The sequence below is a fragment of the Chryseobacterium populi genome (assembly GCF_000282115.1).
GTDB lineage: Bacteria > Bacteroidota > Bacteroidia > Flavobacteriales > Weeksellaceae > Chryseobacterium > Chryseobacterium populi.
Window position 1 is genome coordinate 1 of the sequence record NZ_AKJY01000006.1, and the last position, 19,882, is coordinate 19,882.

Below are 19,882 nucleotides of genomic sequence, written 5' to 3' on the forward strand. Positions count from 1 at the left end.
TTGCGGATCGGGATGATGTTGTGGATAATAATTCACTTAAATAATTTGTGTGATCCGGAGAAAATTATTCGATTAAAAGATAAATTAATTTAAACGCAAAGGGCGCAAAGAGTTTTTTAAAGAATGGCTGTATATTTAAGAGCACAAAGGCGTTAACACTTAGCAAAGTAAGACTAACTACGATAAGAAATATGGATCTTACCTCTATTAAAATTATATTTATAAGGGCTATTTAATCTTAATATGCTTGTCTGCTTAAGAAAGCCTTAATGGCTTAATTAAAACAAAAGAAACGGGCTTTAGCCCGTTTCTTTTGATATTTTATTTTGTCAGGTTACAAAGTTTCTTTCAGCCAGTCGAAGAATTCTCTTTGCCATACCAATCCGTTTTGCGGGTGAAGTACCCAGTGATTCTCATTCGGGAAATAAACCAGTTTAGTTTTTAATCCTCTTAATTTTGCGGCCTGGAAAGCTTCCTGCCCCTGCTCGTAAGGAACACGGAAATCTATTCCGCCCTGAACCACCATGATCGGCTTATTCCATTTTTCAACAAAGTTGCTAGGATTAAAGTCTGTGTACGCTTTTGGCTGTGGCTTATCCCAAGGGGAACCAAGATCCCAGTTGGCAAACCAAAGTTCTTCCGTTGTTAAATACCATGATTTCATATCAAATAATCCGTCGTGGGCAATGAACGTTTTGAATCTGTTTTCATGAATTCCCGCCAACATAAATACGCTGTATCCACCATAGCTGGCTCCTACTGCTGCTACCCTGTCGCCATCAACGTAAGGCAAGGTTTTCGCATAGTCTGTTGCTGCAAGGTAATCTCTCATCGGCTGCCCACCCCAGTCTTTAGAAATCTCTTCATTCCATTTTGTTCCCCAGCCCGGCATTCCTCTACGGTTGGGTGCTACCACAATGTATCCGTTTGCCGTCATCAGGGCAAAGTTCCATCTTGTGCTGAAAAACTGCGTCAGTGCAGATTGAGGACCACCTTGGCAATAAACAAGGGTAGGATATTTTTTATTCGGATCAAAGTTTGGCGGATAGTGAAACCATACTCCCATTTCTTTACCGTCTGAAGTTTTTACCATTTTCAGTTCAGATTTTCCCTGAGCAAGCTTAGCATACGTCTCTTTATTTGTTTCGGTAACCTGCTTCATTTCTCCGTTTTTAAGATCTACAGAGAAGATATCTGTTGCATGGTTTACATCTGTTCTTCCTACCAGCAATGAGGTTTTATTGTCTGCAAAAATTTCATTCACATCAAAATTCCCTTTTGTGATCTGTTGTACTTTTGCAGATTTAGGATCTAAAGAGAAAAGCTGTTTCGTTCCTTTAAATGCTGCGGTGAAGTAAATCGTTTTTGAATCTCCACCCCAGAAAACATCTCCTGAAACGCTTTCGTCCCAGCTTTTGGTAAGATTATCTGTTTTCCCGGATTTCCAATCCATTACTTTCACATCATTTTTATCTGCTTCATATCCGTCTCTGGCCATACTTTGCCAAAGCAGAGATTTTCCATCGGGACTAAATTTAGGATTAACATCGTAACCTTTATTGGTTTCAGTTAAATTCTTTGTAGTCCCGGAAGCTAAATCATAAGCAAAAATATCCGTATTGGTACTTGTTGCGTATTCTTTACCACTTTTTGGTTTGGTCACATATAAAAGCTGGGAAGAATCCGGGCTCCAGATAAAGTCTTCTGCCCCTCCGAAAGGTCTTTGCGGGGAATCCCATGTTTTACCTTCCAATAGATCTTTTGCAGCATCCGCTTTCTCTGAAACGTTTACTACAAAAACATGGTTGTATTTTCCTTCATTGAAGTAATCCCAATGTCTGTGGTTCAGATCTGTATAAACCTGTGCGGTTGTTTTCGGGGTATCGCTGTATTTATCTTTCCCCATCAGTTTTTCAACCAAAACCTGTTTGCTGAACGCAATTTTTTTACCATCCGGAGAAATAACAACATTATCAACTTCACCTATGGCATAAAATTCAGTCCAGGTTTTACCGTTATCTTTCGAGAGATAAATCTGGTCTCCTTCCTGAGCATAGATTCCATTTTTATCCCATTGAACAAGGGCTTTTTTACCCAAATCGATCCTGGAAGACTGATTGTTGAGAACGTTAAGAAAATAGTTTTCGTTTTTTGTTTTTTCTGTCTTTAAATCAACCTGACCAACTTTATAGATAAGTGAAGACTGATCCGGTGAAACTGCCTGTACTCCAACTTTTTTCAAAGTCCAGAGAATTTCAGGCGTCATTAATTGTTGTGCATTCATTAAAAGTGGAGCTGCCAAAGCCAGCAGGCTGTACTTAAGTTTCATATGTAGATATTCATTTTATGGATGTATGAAACCGGAAAACGATTTCATCAATTCCTGTTTAAATCAAAGATTGTCAAAGGTATGTAAATGTGTTTAAAATTCAAATGAAAGCGCATTTATAATTAATATAAGATAACTATATATTTATTTGTACAATTAAATATATAGTTATCTTATATTAATTAATTTTATATCGTTCAAAAAACTAATCATTATGAAAAGAATTCTATTCACTGTATTCCATTTTTCCTCTCTGCTCCTCTTTTCACAAATAACCATGACCCCGGGAGCTACTCATTATAATAGCCCTTATCAGGTCACCGTTTCCGGAAGCGGTACAATTTATTATACCACAGATGGGAGCACTCCTACATTGAATTCCAGCTCAGCCTTCAATAATTTCCAGGTCGCCATTAACCAGAACAAGGAAATTAAGGCCTTTCTGGTTGACGGACAAGGAAATACCTCATCCATATTCAGTAAAAAATATTATACGGGGCCTGTTCAGACTGCTGCTGTTTATTTTAAACCTCCATCAGGATGGACCAACGGAAGCTGTATATTGATTGATATGGTAAATCCCAATTCTATCGACGGCTTTGTCATTGATACCCAATGGCCCGGAATTGCCATGATAAACACCGGATGTGAAGGATGGTACAAGGTCACAAGAAATTTTGAAAATGCCAATGTAAGTTTTAATAACTGTATGCCTTTTCCGAATATTCCCGGCACGATCAGTCCCAATCTGATTCCTATGGGAAGTACATTATATTACGACTTCACCAACGGGGAAATAAGCAATCCGCCTTCATGCCTGTATCTGGGTACAAACGAAACTCATGCAAACCCTTTTAGCCTGGTGAAAATTTATCCCAATCCGGTCTCTGATGTTTTAAAAATCAACAGTCAGAAAGATTTTAAAGAGTATGAAATCATTGATGCAAGTGGAAAAGTGATCTCCAGGAATATGTTTACATCAAAAGAGATTTCCATCAGCCAGCTTCCTTCTGGAAATTATTTTATAAAACTGAATGATCGCCAGGGAAATGAAATTCTTTTAAAATTCATCAGGAAATAAAAACAAAAAACCGTTAATTCTAACATTAACAGTTTTATTTTTCTATACTTATAAGTCTGCAGGATTAATCCCCGTCTGAGAACATAGAATTAGCCAGAGAAGTAATAATGGAGAGCGCAATACTGAAAATAAGTGCCCACCAGAAGCCGTCTACTACCATACTGTCAATGAAATAATCGGCAATAAGAATAATTAAGGCATTAATCACCAGGGCAAATAATCCCAGGGTGATAATCGTCAGCGGGAGCCCGAAAAGACTTAATACAGGCTTTACAATCAGGTTTAAAACTCCCAAAACAATAGCAAAAATAATTGCTGTTGAAAATCCTTCGAAATGTACTCCGGGTAAAATTTTGGTTAAAAGATACGCAACTATTGCCGTTACGAGTAATCGGATAATTAAGTTCATATGATTATTTTTAATAGTTGGTAAATAGTTATCAAATCTCGTTCCATACGGCAATTAACATAACTTTTCTGTTTAAAGGATTTTCTTTAAAAATGTCCGTATAAGGGAAACACCTGCTTTTTTTAAATGGGTATTTTCCCTCTTCTCCCGCTTTAAAGAAAACCTGAACTTTACTTCATCAAAAACATTAAAACCCGGTAGTAGCGAATCATTCCGGGCTAAAGATCTCTTTATAACCTTAAATCTATTTTCATGGACGAACTTGACAATAATCAAATCACAGAAAAAGGAATATCCTATAAAACTCTTATAGCTTCTGCAACTGCTTTGGGCGTGGGAGCTCTGGTTATTTACAACAGGAAATACTCTCAGTTTTATAAAATCATGTCTCTTTCGCTTATCCAAAAAAAACCGGTACATTTTAAATATACCAACAGAAAAATTCTTGATGACCAATTGGAACAGCTTTCAGGCAAAGGTTTTTTGAGCCCTTTTATCTTAAAGCGTTACGTTACAGTCAATTGGTATTGTGATCAGAACGGTATTCCTCTTACTGATTTTGAGCTGCCTTTCTTTGCAAAAACATTTAAACCCGGCATCTGGAGTTTCCCGAACATATTGTCCAGTGAATCGGAAATGTTTACAGTATCCGGTCTCAATAATTTCACCCAAGGAACTGTAAATTATGATGTACGGGTGTACAGGCCGGATATTGCAGGACTGATGAACCGGATAAGATGGAATCCGAAATTATATATTGAAGACAAGCCTCCTCTTTGATGATATTTTCTTTATAATTAAACGTTTTCCGAATAAAACAGATTGCCTAAGGGTTACTCAGGCAACTGTTTCTCATTAATCTGATTAATGAGCATGAAGAATATAGTGATTTATTTTACCGGGGAATACAGATTTTTCTTTTTCAAAAAATCAATCAGTTCCTTAGGCCTGTCAGTCTGAATGATATTGATATTTTTTTTCACATACCATTCATAAGCATCCGGATTTTCAAGTACCAGATCATCATTATGCCCTGCACTTTGCTGTGGCCACAGAGAATTCACCCAAATCCGGGCTCCTCTTCCCTGAATTTCCTTAAAATTGATCAGGTGGCTTTCATCCGGACCCAAAGTAAGTTCAAAACCATAGACTTTATAATGATTCAGGTAATTATTTATTTTGGACAAGCCTTCATTCGCAGCAAGCCTTATGATCGGCATGTAATGAATCTCATTTTTCATTGCCCCATATTTTTTATTGAATTCTTCATAAGTGGCTGTACCTTTAAAAAGAACCTCATCCAGAAGATCTCTTTTTTTCAGAACAGGATATACCAGATCAAAATAATCAAATGCCTTATCCAGGTTGATGAATACTCTTCCTTTAGTAACATCCAGTATTTCTTCAAGGGTGGGAATCTGCATCTGGGTGGGAACTCCCAGCCCGTCTCTCAGATAAAATTTCTTAATTTCCTCCAATGTATAATCGGAAGGTTTCCCTTTTCCCGTGGTTGTTCTGTCGATGGTATGATCATGCATTAAAATCAGTACATTATCTTTGGTGATGGCCAGATCTATTTCCACCATATTGATTCCCTTTTCAATTGCTTTTTTTACTGCCATTACAGAGTTTTCAGGCGCTTCTCTCCAGTCTGCCCGGTGGGCAACCACCATTATTTTATCCTGCGGAAATTTTGAAAGGAAGATTTTATTCTGCCCCAGAACTATTCCTGAAATGAATAATAGAATGTATATGAACCTGTTAATTTTCATACTTTAAATTTTTTGATTTCAGATACTGTATTAATTCTGCAGGTCGGTCGGTTTGAATGATATTCGCTCCTTTATTTATGATCCAGCCCCAGTTTTCATCAGGGTGGTCTACTGCTTTATCGTCATCGTGCCCGGCACATAATTCGGGCCAGAGAGCATTAATCCAGATCATTGCATGAGTTTTACGGATCAGCTTTAATAATTCGTCTGCTTTCGGAGTATCATCCTTAATAATCACTTCATACGCTACAGGGCTGAAAATCTCAGAAAAATCCCTGATATAATCTGCTGGATTCAAAACCTCATCTCTTTTATAAATACTGTAATCTTCAGGCCATACCATAGGCATGTAGATGATATGATCGAGCTTTTTTCCCACTTCTTTTTTTAATTCCGAAGCTTTTTTGTTTCCTTTTAAAATAATCTGTTCTGTTGTTCCGGTTTTCTCTGTCAGCATCCTCACCTCTTCGATAAAATCCCAGCCTTTATCCAGATTCAGCATGATTCTTTTTCCTTTAATAAAGTTCAATATTTCCTCAAGTGTAGGAACTTTTTCTCTCGTTGCCATACCTGCACCGTTTTTAAGAAATAAAGGGTGGATTTCGGTAAGGGTGGTTTCAGAGATTTCCCCTTTACCGGTGGTTGTGCGGTCCAGTTTTTTATCATGCATCACAATAAGCTGTCCATCTTTGGTTTTCTGCAGATCTATTTCAACAATATCAACTCCCATTTTTATAGCGCTTTCTATAGCTTTGACTGAGTTTTCCGGATAGTTTCTCCAGTCTCCTCTGTGGGCAACCACCAGAATTTTATTTTCCGGAATTCCCTGTTTGAAATAATTGGTTTGGGCAAAGCCTGTCTGAATTATTAAAAAACCCAAAACACAGCTTATCTTTTTAATATATTTTAAATTCTTATGAATCATTTTTTAAGTATTTGAAGTTAATATCCGGGATTTTGTTTGATGGCAGGATCTGTATTAATCTGACCTTGTGGAACAGGCATCAACAGGTTATAATCTTTAATCACGGCTGTATTGTATCCCGGTGTATTCTGAAAATGGGCAGTCATTACCGTTACTGCTTTTCCGGTTCTCACCAGATCAAACCACCTATGCCCTTCTCCTACCAGCTCTTTCCGTCTTTCCAAAGCAATTTCGTCGGTCAGCTGCTGCTGATCGGTAAAGTTTACCGGATTTAATCCGGCTCTGGTTTTGATTTTATTCAGATACAGATTTGAATTGCTAAAATCATTTGCTTTTGCATAACATTCTGCCATTAAAAGGTAAACATCTGCCAGACGGAGTACGACTACATTGCTTCCTCCATCAGCAACTGCGTCAGATGTTTTTACCAATTTTTTGCTGTACGGAACCCCGCTTGGAGTGAGTCCGATAAAAGCATTCCTCCTGGAATCTCCCGAAGCGAAAATATTATACACTTCTTTCGTAGGCAGATTATGGCCTTTTGCCCCTGAAACAAATCCTGAAGGACTGAACATCTGATAGGCCTGGCTCCCTTCTGTATTCCCGCTTAAACCTGAAGTAAACTGAACGTCAAAGATTATTTCAGCATTATTTTTATTGGATGGATCAAAGATCTTCGTCACATCAGGCAATAAACTGTAACCCAACGGCTCTATCTGCTGCAGATAAGGTAATGCTTCCGGATATTTATTTCTTGTCATTAAAACTTTACCCAATATTCCCAAAGCGGCCCCTTTCGATACCCTCCCTTTTTGGGAAGCTACTGCAGGCAACAGATCTACAGCTGATTTAAGCTCAGTTTCAATAAAATTATAAACCGTTTCCACGGATGTTCTTCCCTGTCCGAAATATTCGTTGACATCTGTTGTTTCTTTCGTCACCAACGGAACATCTCCAAAGGTTCTTACCAGATTGAAATACATCAATGCTCTTAAAAACTTCATTTCCCCGATCCTGGTATTTTTAAGGGACTGATCCATTGTGATTCCTTCAATCCTGTTGAGAACAATATTCGCCTGCTGTATTCCTACATAATTGTCTTTCCAGGTACTTCCGAGTAAGGAATTATTAGACTGAATAGTAAAAAAATCAAATTCACCATAGGTAAAACTATCATTGGCGGGAACTTCATCATAGGTATTATCTGAAGGAATTTCCCCAATAGCAAGCATCGCCAGCTGATATTGTCCGGAATACTGCAATGTTGCATATACAGCATTTACACCCTGTTCCAGCTGGGCCTGGTCAATGTAAAAATTAGCTGTTACTTTGGTACTTTCAGGTGAAGTATTCAAAAGGTCTGAAGAACATGACTGCAGTAAAAGCAGTCCTAATAAAGGAAGATATATTCTTTTCATTGTTTTAGATTTATTCATTGGGCAGTCATTAAAATTTCATATTCATTCCGAAAGAATAGACTTTTGCAACCGGATAATAGCCACTGTCATATCCCTGGGTCAATATGCTGTCTGAGTTTGCATCCAGATTTTGCCCTCTGTAGGAAGTAAATGTCAAAAGATTATTTCCAACAAAGTACAGCTGTATTGATTTCACTTTTAAAGCAGATATTAATTGATCCGGAAGATTATAAGCCAACTTTAACGACCTTAATCTTACATAGTCTCCATTTTTAAAGAAAATATTGGAGGTTCTTGCTTCTTTCCTGTTGTTTGAAAAGTTCATATTGGGCATTGCGTACGTGCCGTTGGGATTGGTTACAGCGTTATACCTGTTATCAAAATAATATTGTGACGGAACTCCAAATCCTTCCCCTGATTCAGTAATACTTACCATATCTCCATTGTATATTTTTCTTCCCAGCTCACTGTATAAAGTAAAGTTCAGTTCAAAATTTTTATATTTAAAAGAATTGGTAAAGCCAAGGACATATTTTGGAATTCCCGAACCAAAACTCTTTTTATCATTCGCGTCGATCTTCCCGTCTTTATTCAGGTCTTCCATGATATAATCTCCTACCATAGTTCCTGAAATATGTGGTGAATTATCAATCTCTGCCTGGGTTTTGTAAACTCCTACGATGTTGTAGCCATACATTTCCGCAATAGATTCGCCTACTTTTGTAATCGCGAAATTATTGGCTCCGGCTACAATCTGGGTTTGCCCGTTAGCTAAGGCCAGCACTTTATTTTTATTCATTGAAAAACTAAGATTACTGGTGTATTCAAAACTTTCTCCTATATGAACGGGTTTTAAAGATAGCTGTACTTCCAGTCCGTTATTTCTGAGCTTTCCGATATTCTGCAGAGAGGTGCTGTATCCGGACTGTTGCGGGACAGGTACATCCAGCAAGAGACCATCCCTGTTCAGGATATAATAGTCTGCAGAAACATTTAAGTATTTATTAAACAGCCCGAAATCAATTCCGAAATTTTTAGATTCGGATTTTTCCCATGAAATATTGGGATTCGGAGCGGTAGAAGAGCGGTAACCCGGTGCTAAAACTCCTCCAAACACGTAATTATCCTGCGCCATCAGAGAAAGTGCCCCGAAATTCGGGATCTGGTTGTTCCCGTTACTTCCTACACTGAATCTTAATTTCAGCGGATTCAGGAATTTATTTTCTGGAAAGAAGTTTTCATTGCTCAAAGTCCAGGCCAGGGATAATGCATAAAAATCACCCCATTTGGTGTTTATTCCAAAACGTGAAGAACCGTCTCTCCGGTAAGAAGCCATCAGACTGTATTTTCCCTGATAAGAATAATTGAATCTCGTGAAATAGGAAATCAGTGTCCATTTATACTGATCCACATCCACTTTAAAAGAGGTTCCGCCACCAATATTGGTGATGCTGTTATCAGGAAATCCTGCTGCTAAAGTGGTTACCTTATTTGATTCTTCCTGCTGATAAGACTGCCCTGCAATGAGATTGAATGAATGGTTATTAATTTTTTTATCATAGGTCAGTAAATTTTCAATCAGGTAGTTCTTGGTGATATATTCTGTTCTGCTGGCAGTAGTGACATCCGGAGCTGCAGTTCTGTAGCTGCCTACTGTTGAAGGGTCAAAGAAGTTATATTCATAGCTTGTATAATCTCCACCTGCAGAAAGTTTGTATTTGAAATCTTTCAGGAAGTTCCATTCTCCGAATATATTTCCGAACGTTTTAAACAAAGTATATTTTCTTTTTGTCATTTCCGCTATGGCTACAGGATTCTCTACCAAAGCACCATCAGTCGGAGTATTGGCTTTGATCTGCTGGGAGATAATCAGATTTCCGTTTGCATCTCTCGGAGCAAAAAACGGATACATCGTAGTAGCCATCTGCAGAAGATTGTAGGTACGGCCACCATTCACCATATCAAAAAGGCTTCCCTGGGCAAAAGAAGGCGTCATGGAAACTCCGAATTTCAGTTTATCGGTCATATTCGTGACCAGGTTGATATTTCCTGAATATTTTTCGTAATCAGTTCCTATCAATATACCTTTCTGGTTCAGATAGCTTCCGGTAAAGGAATATTTTGTTTTATCATTTCCACCCAGAACATTCAGTGAAGTATTGCTTATGGGAGCCGGTTTTAGAACGGTTGAATACCAGTCGGTATCTACAAGGCCTTTTTCTTTATTTAAGTAAGGGGTAAGATAATCAGGGATCAATTCTCTCAGGGTAGCTCCTTTGGAGATTCTTGTGGCATTATCATCAGAAGCACTTCTGTTAGTTCCTTTGGAAAGATAATTATTGTCTCTCGCTTCTTTCATGAAAGTGGCCATATCGTAAGCATTGACAAATTTTTCGTTATCACTTCTGGTCTGAATTCCATAATAGGAATCAAGGGTATATTCTAATTTACCTTTCTTTCCTTCTTTGGTTTGAATCAGAATCACGCCATTGGCACCTCTGGATCCGTAGATTGCAGTAGAAGCTGCATCTTTCAGTATATCAATAGAAGCAATAGAGTTGGGATCAATGGAATTAAGATTGGTACCCTCGGTTAAAGGAAATCCATCCACTACAATTAATGGATTGGCTCCTGCAGTCAGAGTTCCGATACCGCGGATCCGGATATTGGGTGATGCCCCCGGATTGGCATTGGTCTGAGTGATCTGAATTCCGGTCGCTTTTCCTGCGATCATATCTCCAAAATTCCCGGAAGCAATTCCTTTCAGATCTTTTTCTCCTATGGAAGCAATGGATCCGGAAATATCTTTTTTATTTTGTTTTCCATATCCTATCAATACAACTTCTTCTATTTTTTTCTCCTTTTCAGGAATGGTATCATTTTTTGAAACAGAATTTTTATTTTGTCTGTTTTGAACCATTGACCTGCCGAATGTTCTCCTGACTGTAATGACAGTATTCTGAATATTAAATTCTACAGGATAATTTTTCTGTAAATAATCAAGTGTTTTTTGTAAGGAACTGTAGTCAATCTTACTGTCATCCACCAGAATATCTTCAAGGTCGGAAACGGAATAAAACACCTGAGTTCCTGTTTTTTTGCTGAGTTTTTCCAGGACTTTCGTCATTGGCAGTTCTGCAGCTGCATAAACAGAATGCAAAGAAGGATGTATTTCTGATGCGTAGGATAATTGGGCCGAACACAAAATTCCGAGCATAGCAATACTAATTGCTGTTTTTTTCATAAATTCGCAAATGTTAATTTTTAAACTTTTACCGGTTTTTAAATTGAATTAATCAGCATCGATACGCCAATATCGGTGCTTTTCTATTTTAATATGATTTCTCTTTCATTTATTCTTTCTGGTTTCAGATTAAACGGAAAACTTATTACTGAAAGAACTTCTTTAAGGTTTCCTTTAAATGCCCCGCTTACTTTTTTATTTTTAAACCGGGCCGGATATGAAATTTTTATATTATATACATTTTCCAACTCCTGAATGGCCTCAGAATAAGCTGAATGATCAAATGTAAAATCCCTTGGTTTTTCGGGATGATAATAATGATAATCTTTTTTATGCTCATCATTGATCCAGATTTCTTTGGGAAGCAGATAAGTAATCGTACTGCCATGTTCTATTTTCACTTTTCCTTCAAACAGCTCTACTTTCTTCTCTGCAGATTTCTGATCTAAAAAAAACTGAGTTCCCAGTACCTGAACATTAAATTCTCCGGCATTAATTCTGAAAGGTTTTGTTTTGTCTTTGGCTACACTGAATTTTCCCTGTCCCGTAAAAATCATATCTCTGGTCTTCTCCCCGAAATTTCTGTTTAATGTAAGCTTACTGTAAGGTTTCAGCTCTACATTGCTTCCATCCGGAAGCTTAAATGATTTCCCTTTCTCCAGGGTTTCATATACGTATTTCTTTTCAATTCCGGTTTCTGAAACTTGAGTCGCTATTTTAAAAAGAGCAAAAAGGACAAAAAAAGGAACCAGTACGGCAGCAGCCCAATAGATTTTTCTTACAGACTTTTTCTTTTCAATTTTCTTTTCAATACCTACCCAGATCTTCGCGTCTGTGATACCGTCTATTCTATTCTGCTCCTCAGAAGCTGATTTCCAGTTTTTTTCAAATTCTTCTTCTAAACTCATATGGTTTGTATTCTCGCTTAAGTTTACAAAGGTTGTTTAATCTTAAATACGTAGAAACAGAAAATCGTAAACCTCATGAATTGAGATTTAACAAATAGTTCATATTCGGAATTAAAAAATTTAGGGCAGATTAATTTTCAGAAAACTGATGGCTTTATTGATATGCTTGCCTATGGCCACTTTAGAAATGTTATTTTCTTTTGCCAGTTGGGAATAGCTGAGATTTTCAATTTTGTGCTGAATGAAGAGTTCTTTGGTTTTCCGGGGCAGCTTATCCAGTAAAGATTCTATTTTTGAGATTTGCTCTTCTGTATAAAGCTCATCAGAAATTTCATCTTCGTTTTCAGGGATTTCATTTTGATCTGAAGAAACCATTACCAGTTTATTTTTCCGGTAGAAATGAGCCACCTCCTGTTTGCTGGTTTTAAAGATAATGGCTTCTATGGCTGACTGATCATTCGCTCTATCCATGTGCTTCCAGACATGTACGAAAATATCCTGCACAACATCTTCCACATCCTCATCTCCCTGGATGTATTTTCTGACGAAGAAATAAACTCTATGTTTATATTCAGAATATATTTTTTTGAATTGCGCCATTGTGCGTCTGGTAAAAACAGCTTCACAAAAGTATCTATAATAAATTCATCCTGGATTAATGCTATGTTAATTTTACAGGCCTGATAAAGGAAGTGAAATAAAAACTTTCTGAATAAATTTCTGTTATATGACCTTTGAATATAAAAAAGCCTGTAAAATTTGATTTTTACAGGCATTAACTTTATTATTTTATTTTCATCATCGTAACCAAAGAAGTGGCTACATGACTTTCAGAATCTCCAGTGTCATTAACAGTGTAGATTTCCGTTCTGATCACACTGATTTTAGTTCCGCCTTTTATGACGTATGATTTTGAAACTAAAGCATCTCCCATAGCCGGCCGCAGATAATTGACCTTTAATTCTATGGTAACGACATAGCAATCCTGCTCATAATGGCTTACTGCAGCATATCCTGAAGAAACATCCACTAAGGAGGCAATCATGGCACCGTTGAACATTCCCGCTTTTCTGGTCATCATTTCCATTTTAGGAATTTTAATGGAAACAAAATCTGTTTCTACTTCAAGAAGTTCTGCGTTATAGAATTTCAAAGTTTCCGAACGGCTGAAACTGTCGGTAATGAGTTTCTTTTTTTCTGGCGTCATGAATTTTTATTTACAGTAAAGATATGGACTTATATTGAAATGTTTTGATCCTGTTTTGTATTGAAAGGTTAATCTGAGATTGCTTCACCTCCGGTTCACAATGACATTCATGATTTACATCTAGCTCAATTCTACAATGAAATCATCAGATAATAAGAGGGCACCTTCTGTTGCTCCTTCAGGATGGGAACTAAAACCTTTTAATTTTGAAGTTTTCCCTTTCAGGACAAGATCTAAAAGCTGTTTATCAGAAAGTTTCTTCCCAAAAATTTCAAACGTAACTTTAAAGCCACAGTTTTTAAAATCAGAGCATCCCACAGCTGTTTTTCCTTTTATCAGGGTATGGTCTTTACATTTCGGGCATTTTGTTTCTTCCCAGGTCTGGAGCTCTTTTTTGGGAGCAGGCTCTCTTTTTTTCTTTTCAAGTGCTTTTTCTTCTTCCTGTAGCTGGATTACTTTTCCTTTTCCGTCCACTACTTTTTTGGTAAGGTCGGTTACCATCTGGATCAGTTCTTCTTTAAACTGGTTGGCTTCATATTCACCGCTTTCGATTTTACGAAGTTTCAGTTCCCATTCCCCTGTCAGTTCAGGGCTTTTAAGAAGTTCATCTTCAATGGTATCAATTAGCTGAATTCCGGTTTGAGTGGCGATAAGGTTCTTTCTTTTCTTCTCGATATATTTTCGTTTGAAAAGGGTCTCAATAATGTTGGCACGGGTTGAAGGCCTTCCGATTCCGTTGTTCTTCAATAATTCCCGAAGTTCTTCGTCTTCCACCTGTTTTCCGGCGGTTTCCATGGCTCTCAGTAAGGTAGCTTCCGTGTAAGGTTTTGGTGGGGAAGTTTTTCCCTGATGGATCATAGGATCATGAGGCCCGGTTTCTCCAACGGTGAATTCAGGAATCGTTTGTTCTTCTTCCTTATCTTTTTCTTTATCAACCGGTTCTTCCCTGGCATCTTTTGCATAAACGGCTCTCCAGCCCGGCTCAAGAATCTGTCGTCCGCTTGTTTTAAAAGGAATGGTTCCTACCTGCCCTTCCACTAAGGTATTGGAAATTTTACATTCCGGATAGAAAACGGAAATAAACCGTTTGGCAACCAGGTCATAAATCAGTTTTTCTTCCCTGCTCAGATTTTGGGAAGGTGAAATTTCAGTCGGGATGATGGCATGGTGATCAGTCACTTTGGCATCATCAAAAACAGCTTTCGACTTTGGAACAGGAGCTTGCAATAAAGGAGCCACAAGTTCCTGGTAAAAATACATTTTCTGGAGAATGCCTTCTATTTTCGGATAAAGGCTTTCGGATAGATAAGTGGTATCAACACGCGGATAAGTCACGTGTTTTTTTTCGTAGAGACTTTGAATATATTTCAGGGTATTGTCTGCAGAATACCCGTATTTTTTGTTGGCTTCTACCTGAAGTCCGGTAAGATCAAAAAGCCTCGGATTTTTTTCTTTTCCTTCTTTAATCTCAAAAGAAACGATTTCAAAAGGATTTAGCTTGAGATATTCCAAGCCTTTTTCTGCGCGGTCTAAAGTTTTCAACCTATCAATTGCAGCATTAAAGATGACATCCCTGTATTTTGTTTTCAGTTCCCAATATTCTTCAGTAGTGAATGCATCAATTTCCTTTTGACGCTGAACGAGCATTGCCAATGTGGGAGTCTGTACTCTTCCGATGGAAAGCACAGCTTTGTTTCCTCCAAATTTTTTTGTGAACAGTCTCGTTGCATTAATTCCCAACAGCCAGTCTCCTATTGCTCTTGCATTTCCTGCCAGGTATAAATTTTTATAATCTTCTGCGGGTTTCAGGTTTTCAAAACCTTCTTTAATCGCTTCTTCGGTAAGTGATGAAATCCATAGGCGCTGAACGGGCTTATTGCATTTTGCTTTCTGCAATACCCAGCGCTGAATAAGCTCCCCTTCCTGTCCGGCATCACCACAGTTAATCACTTCGTCACATTCTCCGACCAGTTTTTCAATAATCCTGAACTGATTTTCTACGCCTTTATTCGGAATAAGCTTTATTCCAAAATTCTTTGGGATGATGGGCAGGAAAATCAGGCTCCATGATTTGAGTTCCGGGCCGTAGTCGTGGGGTTCTTTAAGGGTGCACAGGTGACCGAACGTCCATGTTACGCAGTATCCGTTTCCTTCCATATAGCCTTGTTTCGGTGTTGTAGCACCCAATACTTTAGCTATATCTCTGGCAACGCTCGGCTTTTCTGCAATACAAAGTTTCATGAATATTCGAAATTATCGGAAGGGGTGCAAATTTCAGCATTTTTTTTGACTTTTTCCTGATGGATTTCAGAAAAAACCGTTAATGCAGGATTACAGCTGTGTCAGAGGGCTTGCAATAATCTGAACGTCACCCTGTTTTAGCAGAGTCCCGTTACCTACACGTATGGAATCCAGTTTAAAGGTAGAATAATAAGTATCCGGAACTTTAAACCATAAATATACATTGAAATCTGATCCCACATACTGGCCGGCTGTAATTGATGTGCTGATATTAACGTGAGTTTTGTTTTTAATCACTGTACTCATCGGCTGATAACAGTATCCCACCCATGTTACATCTATAATATCCGCACCATTAAAGTCATATCCTGTTGCTTTAATGTGAAACATGGCACTATGGGTGTTCACTTTATAGGGTAATTTTATATGAAAAATATTATTACTGCTTTCTGGTGTAAAAAATTTTGCAATCCCCTCCCTCATGCTTCCTACATCGGTAGGCCCTTCAAGGTCTAAAGTCACATTCCCGGATTGCCCGTTAATGGTCTGTACAAAAGTACTTAACCCCATATTATTCCTGATATCCTGTAATGATATCTGGGCGATAAGTGTATTATTGCCCGATCTTAAGCTTAAGTAGCCGTTTTCTGTATTGATGTTTTCTATAAGTCTTGCGAGTTCCGGGCCATTTAAATGGGCGAAACTGTCGAGCAAATCCCCGAATTGATCTTGTGTAGGCCTTTTGCCTATCTTAAAATATTCTTTTAACTGTGTTAATGTTTTTTTAGCCATTGTTTTATTTAATTTTAGATTTCCGGCTTCTCTATTTTGAGAAATCCTATAAATGACAGGCTTTCAATTTCCTGAAAACCTATCTGTAAATCTGCAGACAGAATTCTTTTAATCATTTCATAAAAGAAATTTCCGGAAGATGGTTTTATTCTGAGTAGAATTCTTCCACCTTCCGAATATTCCCCAGATTCATCTGATGTTTAAAATCATTGTAATCTTTTGTTAAGACTCAACTGCTTCTGAGAATCTTGTTATTGAACTTATATTGAGCGATAAATTCGCATCTGTATAAGTAGCTACTGCTTCCAGAATATATCCGTTGGGAGCAGCTATTGATGCCGAGTCTGCAATGGTATCAAACAATACCGAAAATTCTCCTGTCGTCTGTTGCGGGGCAAGTGTAATTACTCCACCCATAACGGTAAAGCCACTTACAGGATTTCTGAGTCTGAAATACAGCGTTTGTGTTTCCGTTAATGATGTTGTTCTACCGGAAAAACTACCGATAATCCTCCATCTGTGATTCTGACCTGAAACCGGATTTTCAATTAACCTTCCGGCAAATGATGTAGATCCGCCGTTTCTCGCCGAGTCGAACACTCCTTTATAATTATTGGGTGTACTGTTCGGATATTTTGTTGTTGGTGAAGCAACAATAGTTGGGGTTGCACCGCCAATATTCAACTGTTTATAGGTATTCGCCACAAAATTAGATGCAGCCAGCCCGGTATACGTTATTTTTACCTGCCCGGATTCATTCTTTCTTGCAAAAGCGGTATTCCAGTTATTGATAGTCTGCTGGGAAAAATCATTGGAATCCCAGTCTTTTGCCCAGGAAGACCATGTTCCGTTATAATAATATCTTCTGTAAGAATCATTATTTCCTGCATAAGTATTGTATTCCTGAACAATATTCGTTCCTGTAGAAAAAACTTTTAACAATCCGGCTAACGGTACAGGATGATTATTTTCCGGAGTAGCATTAACATTTCCTCCCTGAACCCAATATCCCGGCGTGATAACCGTGTTTAAATCAACATTCCCTACCAATCCCCGGTATAATATACCTTGTGTAAATGCATTATTCCACTGGCTTGAATCACCATGATTTAAAGTAGTTATGGTACCGCTGGTGCTAATTTTCACTACTTCAGTAGGAGTAACCACAGCCCCAAAACTACCACTAGCCGGTGCAAAGTTAAATGAAAAACTCTTATGGTTATTAACAGTAAGAGCCAATGAATTCAAACTTCCTCTCGGTTGAATAAAATCGGTTCCATTAAACTGAAGATTATGAGCTACCCACAATCCATAACCTTTTGTGGAGTTTGCAAGATTGGTATGAAATATCGCAGAACCTGTTGCTGTTTGAGAACCAAAGTATAGATTATAATTATCCAGATACTGAGTATGTGTAGGATTAATTACTATCTGACCTGTACTTACTGCATCTCCCTGAGGTCTTAAATAGATAATCCCGGCAGCTGTATCGCCCGATAAAATAAGACTGTTAGTGTTGGTTCTGATTCTGTTAACACCTGTTCTCTGAATTGTCAGTTCTCCTGACTTCGAATTTATGGTTCCTATAAGATCAACATTTCCTCTGGTATAGGAATTCCCCACAACATCTAAAGCATAGCCCGTCGTTGGTACCGTACTGGCACTTGCTCCAATGGCAACTCTTTGATCAGACGTCCATCTTAATGCATTTTTACCATTGTAAGTTGCGCCTCCGATATACCCCCAATTCAAGGTAACAGTTCCTGTATCAGTTACAGCTCCATAATATCCAAAGGCATCTATATCTCCGTTAGAGCCTATCAACTTGGTAAAATATCTTGAGAAGTTGGAGTTAACTATTACATCAGACATATCCCTTGAAATCCAGTTTGCACTTGTATTTCCAAGACTTAGTACTCCTGTCATTTTTCCTCCTGCAAGAGGCAGATAAGCTGCCGGATTAAATGAGTCCAGGTGTATGTAGCTATCTAAAAGATCTCCGAACTGGCCTTCTGTAGGTCTTTTACCTGCTTTAAAGTTGTTCTTTAATTCTGTGATTGGTTTTTTAGCCATGATTTAATTTTGATTTTAAATTTTCAATTTCTTTGCTCTGAGAAATCATATAAAGGGTAAGTTCTTCAATTTTCTGAAGTAATTTTATCTGAAATTCTCCTACCGACAGGCCATTTTCCGTCATTTCCTGGGCAGATGGAATTTCAGGAAGGTGATTTTTTTCCGAGATGAATTTCTCAAGATCATGCATATTTCTCAGGTTGTAATCTGCAGCGAAAACAAAATCAGCAGTAGGCGTTGTAGAAACCAGAAATTCTTTAGCTTCTACCTTACCCTGAAATGCAGCGTTTCCATTGGATGCAAATCTTGCGACCTCATTTTGATTCACTCTCATTGCCATTGCCTGGATATTAGCGCTGCCGCCTCTTACCATTCCCAGATCAGCTGTATCATTATACCATGTAAAGCGAAGCATTGAATTCATCGTATCTACACTATTGGCAGCATCCATAAACTTTATCGTTTTAGGCTCACCTTCAAATCTGACATCTAACTTGCTTTCCGGGTTTACTGTTCCGATTCCGAAGTTTCCATTTGCAGCGATGGTATTTCTGACCTGGCTGTTGGTAATGAAGTTGATTGCTCCGAAAGTATCACTTAATCCGTTATTTACAATATTAAAATCACTGTAATTCCCGTATCTGAAACCTGAGCCTGTATATCCGGAATTGACTTCCAGATCAGCGCTTGAATGATATTTTATCGTTATCTTATTACTGCCACCTGCTGCTTCATTCCTGTCAAATAATCCTGAAATATAATCCACATTTCCCCGATTATCCGGAGCTTTTACATGAAATATTGTTTCAGGAAGCGGTGTCCCTATTCCTACATTCCCTTCATTATTTACTTTCAATCCTATTTTTGCGCTTTCTGGTGAAAAAGTATTTCCCACCCATAGGTCCCATTCGTTTGTCATCGGCTGACGGACAACGGTTTCAGTAGTATTACCCCGATTATCCAATGCCTGCCAGGACTGATTTTTATTAATAGCTCTTACTTTAATAACCACCTGCATTTTTGACTCTGTGTTACCACGTACTTTTAAAGCTCTTATTCTAAATTTAGATAAGCCACCATTAACATCTACCGTAAAACAGACATTATCATTTCCATCTACATAATTATTCTTATTAATAGTTCCGCATTCTCTCCACAAATCGTGATTAGAATGTGAAGCTGATGCTATATGAGTAGCTGCTGATGCTATATTACCCCTGGTATAGGCAATTGAGATCTCATAAAAACCTGAAGCATTAGCTGCTATTGATCCGAATCCTAAAAATTCTACATAGTCTCCTATCTGATAATCTGCAGGAAATTCAAGTTTCGTTTCATATTCAGATGATTTTAAGTTAACGAATTCATTATCATCTAAATGAACATAGCTATCTATAAGATCATCAAACTGACTTTCCGTAGGCCGTTTACCGGCCTCGAAATAGTCTTTTAGTTCTGTGATTGTTTTTTTTGCCATGATTTA

At 37.9% G+C, this 19,882-nt stretch carries 15 protein-coding genes; 2 read left to right on the plus strand and 13 right to left on the minus strand.

From position 1 onward, the window contains the following. Positions 1 to 334: 334 nt before the first annotated feature. On the minus strand, positions 335 to 2,329 hold the full coding sequence (locus PMI13_RS02410; RefSeq protein WP_007840322.1) for a S9 family peptidase: 1,995 nt from the start codon (positions 2,327 to 2,329) through the stop codon (positions 335 to 337). A gap of 214 nt (positions 2,330 to 2,543) precedes the next feature. On the opposite strand from PMI13_RS02410, the gene PMI13_RS02415 reads away from it, so the two are divergent. Then, positions 2,544 to 3,410, plus strand: coding sequence for a chitobiase/beta-hexosaminidase C-terminal domain-containing protein (locus PMI13_RS02415; protein WP_007840324.1), 867 nt, complete (start codon positions 2,544 to 2,546; stop codon positions 3,408 to 3,410). A 64-nt stretch (positions 3,411 to 3,474) separates the two neighbouring features. Here the strand turns inward: PMI13_RS02415 and PMI13_RS02420 are convergent, their stop codons facing one another. Next, the gene (locus tag PMI13_RS02420; RefSeq protein ID WP_007840326.1) at positions 3,475 to 3,819 is read right to left on the minus strand and encodes a phage holin family protein; all 345 of its coding nucleotides are present in this window, start codon (positions 3,817 to 3,819) and stop codon (positions 3,475 to 3,477) included. 252 nt (positions 3,820 to 4,071) lie between these two features. Here PMI13_RS02420 and PMI13_RS02425 point away from each other — a divergent pair, with 252 nt between their 5' ends. Beyond that, positions 4,072 to 4,599, plus strand: a complete 528-nt coding sequence (locus PMI13_RS02425) for a hypothetical protein (RefSeq protein ID WP_007840328.1) — start codon at positions 4,072 to 4,074, stop codon at positions 4,597 to 4,599. Positions 4,600 to 4,709: 110 nt separating this feature from the next. Here the strand turns inward: PMI13_RS02425 and PMI13_RS02430 are convergent, their stop codons facing one another. The 11 genes from PMI13_RS02430 to PMI13_RS20520 all read right to left on the minus strand — a co-directional run bounded on the left by PMI13_RS02430 (position 4,710) and on the right by PMI13_RS20520 (position 19,876). Then, positions 4,710 to 5,591 (minus strand): glycerophosphodiester phosphodiesterase family protein, encoded by an 882-nt coding sequence (locus PMI13_RS02430; RefSeq protein ID WP_007840330.1) that lies wholly within the window; start codon positions 5,589 to 5,591, stop codon positions 4,710 to 4,712. Next, positions 5,581 to 6,516 carry a glycerophosphodiester phosphodiesterase family protein gene (locus PMI13_RS21390; RefSeq protein ID WP_007840332.1) on the minus strand — a complete coding sequence of 312 codons (936 nt, stop codon included), beginning with the start codon at positions 6,514 to 6,516 and terminating at the stop codon, positions 5,581 to 5,583. Before PMI13_RS21390 ends, PMI13_RS02430 begins: the two co-directional genes overlap by 11 nt. A gap of 17 nt (positions 6,517 to 6,533) precedes the next feature. Then, entirely contained in the window at positions 6,534 to 7,934 is a 1,401-nt protein-coding gene (locus PMI13_RS02440) for a RagB/SusD family nutrient uptake outer membrane protein (RefSeq protein WP_034670073.1), read from the minus strand. A gap of 28 nt (positions 7,935 to 7,962) precedes the next feature. Continuing rightward, the gene (locus PMI13_RS02445) at positions 7,963 to 11,178 is read right to left on the minus strand and encodes a SusC/RagA family TonB-linked outer membrane protein (RefSeq protein ID WP_007840336.1); all 3,216 of its coding nucleotides are present in this window, start codon (positions 11,176 to 11,178) and stop codon (positions 7,963 to 7,965) included. 83 nt (positions 11,179 to 11,261) lie between these two features. Next, on the minus strand, positions 11,262 to 12,086 hold the full coding sequence (locus PMI13_RS02450; protein WP_007840338.1) for a FecR family protein: 825 nt from the start codon (positions 12,084 to 12,086) through the stop codon (positions 11,262 to 11,264). A gap of 120 nt (positions 12,087 to 12,206) precedes the next feature. After that, the gene (locus PMI13_RS02455) at positions 12,207 to 12,686 is read right to left on the minus strand and encodes an RNA polymerase sigma factor (protein WP_007840340.1); all 480 of its coding nucleotides are present in this window, start codon (positions 12,684 to 12,686) and stop codon (positions 12,207 to 12,209) included. A 184-nt stretch (positions 12,687 to 12,870) separates the two neighbouring features. Continuing rightward, positions 12,871 to 13,293, minus strand: coding sequence for a PaaI family thioesterase (locus PMI13_RS02460; RefSeq protein ID WP_007840341.1), 423 nt, complete (start codon positions 13,291 to 13,293; stop codon positions 12,871 to 12,873). Between the two features lie 120 nt (positions 13,294 to 13,413). After that, complete coding sequence (locus PMI13_RS02465; protein ID WP_007840343.1) at positions 13,414 to 15,534, minus strand: type IA DNA topoisomerase; 2,121 nt, start codon at positions 15,532 to 15,534, stop codon at positions 13,414 to 13,416. A gap of 90 nt (positions 15,535 to 15,624) precedes the next feature. Beyond that, positions 15,625 to 16,326: a hypothetical protein gene (locus PMI13_RS20510; RefSeq protein ID WP_007840344.1), complete on the minus strand. Its 702-nt coding sequence runs from the start codon at positions 16,324 to 16,326 to the stop codon at positions 15,625 to 15,627. Between the two features lie 222 nt (positions 16,327 to 16,548). Next, positions 16,549 to 18,399 carry a pyocin knob domain-containing protein gene (locus PMI13_RS20515; RefSeq protein WP_007840351.1) on the minus strand — a complete coding sequence of 617 codons (1,851 nt, stop codon included), beginning with the start codon at positions 18,397 to 18,399 and terminating at the stop codon, positions 16,549 to 16,551. Continuing rightward, a complete protein-coding gene (locus PMI13_RS20520) occupies positions 18,392 to 19,876 on the minus strand; it encodes a hypothetical protein (protein ID WP_007840353.1) in 1,485 nt (494 codons plus the stop codon). The genes PMI13_RS20515 and PMI13_RS20520 overlap by 8 nt, the downstream gene beginning before the upstream one ends. Positions 19,877 to 19,882 lie beyond the last annotated feature (6 nt).

Coding starts and splice junctions, on each gene's coding strand:
- PMI13_RS02410 (WP_007840322.1), bottom strand. CDS start 2,329: ATGAAACTTAAGTACAGCCTGCTGGCTTTGGCAGCTCCACTTTTAATG.
- PMI13_RS02415 (WP_007840324.1), top strand. CDS start 2,544: ATGAAAAGAATTCTATTCACTGTATTCCATTTTTCCTCTCTGCTCCTC.
- PMI13_RS02420 (WP_007840326.1), bottom strand. CDS start 3,819: ATGAACTTAATTATCCGATTACTCGTAACGGCAATAGTTGCGTATCTT.
- PMI13_RS02425 (WP_007840328.1), top strand. CDS start 4,072: ATGGACGAACTTGACAATAATCAAATCACAGAAAAAGGAATATCCTAT.
- PMI13_RS02430 (WP_007840330.1), bottom strand. CDS start 5,591: ATGAAAATTAACAGGTTCATATACATTCTATTATTCATTTCAGGAATA.
- PMI13_RS21390 (WP_007840332.1), bottom strand. CDS start 6,516: ATGATTCATAAGAATTTAAAATATATTAAAAAGATAAGCTGTGTTTTG.
- PMI13_RS02440 (WP_034670073.1), bottom strand. CDS start 7,934: ATGAAAAGAATATATCTTCCTTTATTAGGACTGCTTTTACTGCAGTCA.
- PMI13_RS02445 (WP_007840336.1), bottom strand. CDS start 11,178: ATGAAAAAAACAGCAATTAGTATTGCTATGCTCGGAATTTTGTGTTCG.
- PMI13_RS02450 (WP_007840338.1), bottom strand. CDS start 12,086: ATGAGTTTAGAAGAAGAATTTGAAAAAAACTGGAAATCAGCTTCTGAG.
- PMI13_RS02455 (WP_007840340.1), bottom strand. CDS start 12,686: ATGGCGCAATTCAAAAAAATATATTCTGAATATAAACATAGAGTTTAT.
- PMI13_RS02460 (WP_007840341.1), bottom strand. CDS start 13,293: ATGACGCCAGAAAAAAAGAAACTCATTACCGACAGTTTCAGCCGTTCG.
- PMI13_RS02465 (WP_007840343.1), bottom strand. CDS start 15,534: ATGAAACTTTGTATTGCAGAAAAGCCGAGCGTTGCCAGAGATATAGCT.
- PMI13_RS20510 (WP_007840344.1), bottom strand. CDS start 16,326: ATGGCTAAAAAAACATTAACACAGTTAAAAGAATATTTTAAGATAGGC.
- PMI13_RS20515 (WP_007840351.1), bottom strand. CDS start 18,399: ATGGCTAAAAAACCAATCACAGAATTAAAGAACAACTTTAAAGCAGGT.
- PMI13_RS20520 (WP_007840353.1), bottom strand. CDS start 19,876: ATGGCAAAAAAAACAATCACAGAACTAAAAGACTATTTCGAGGCCGGT.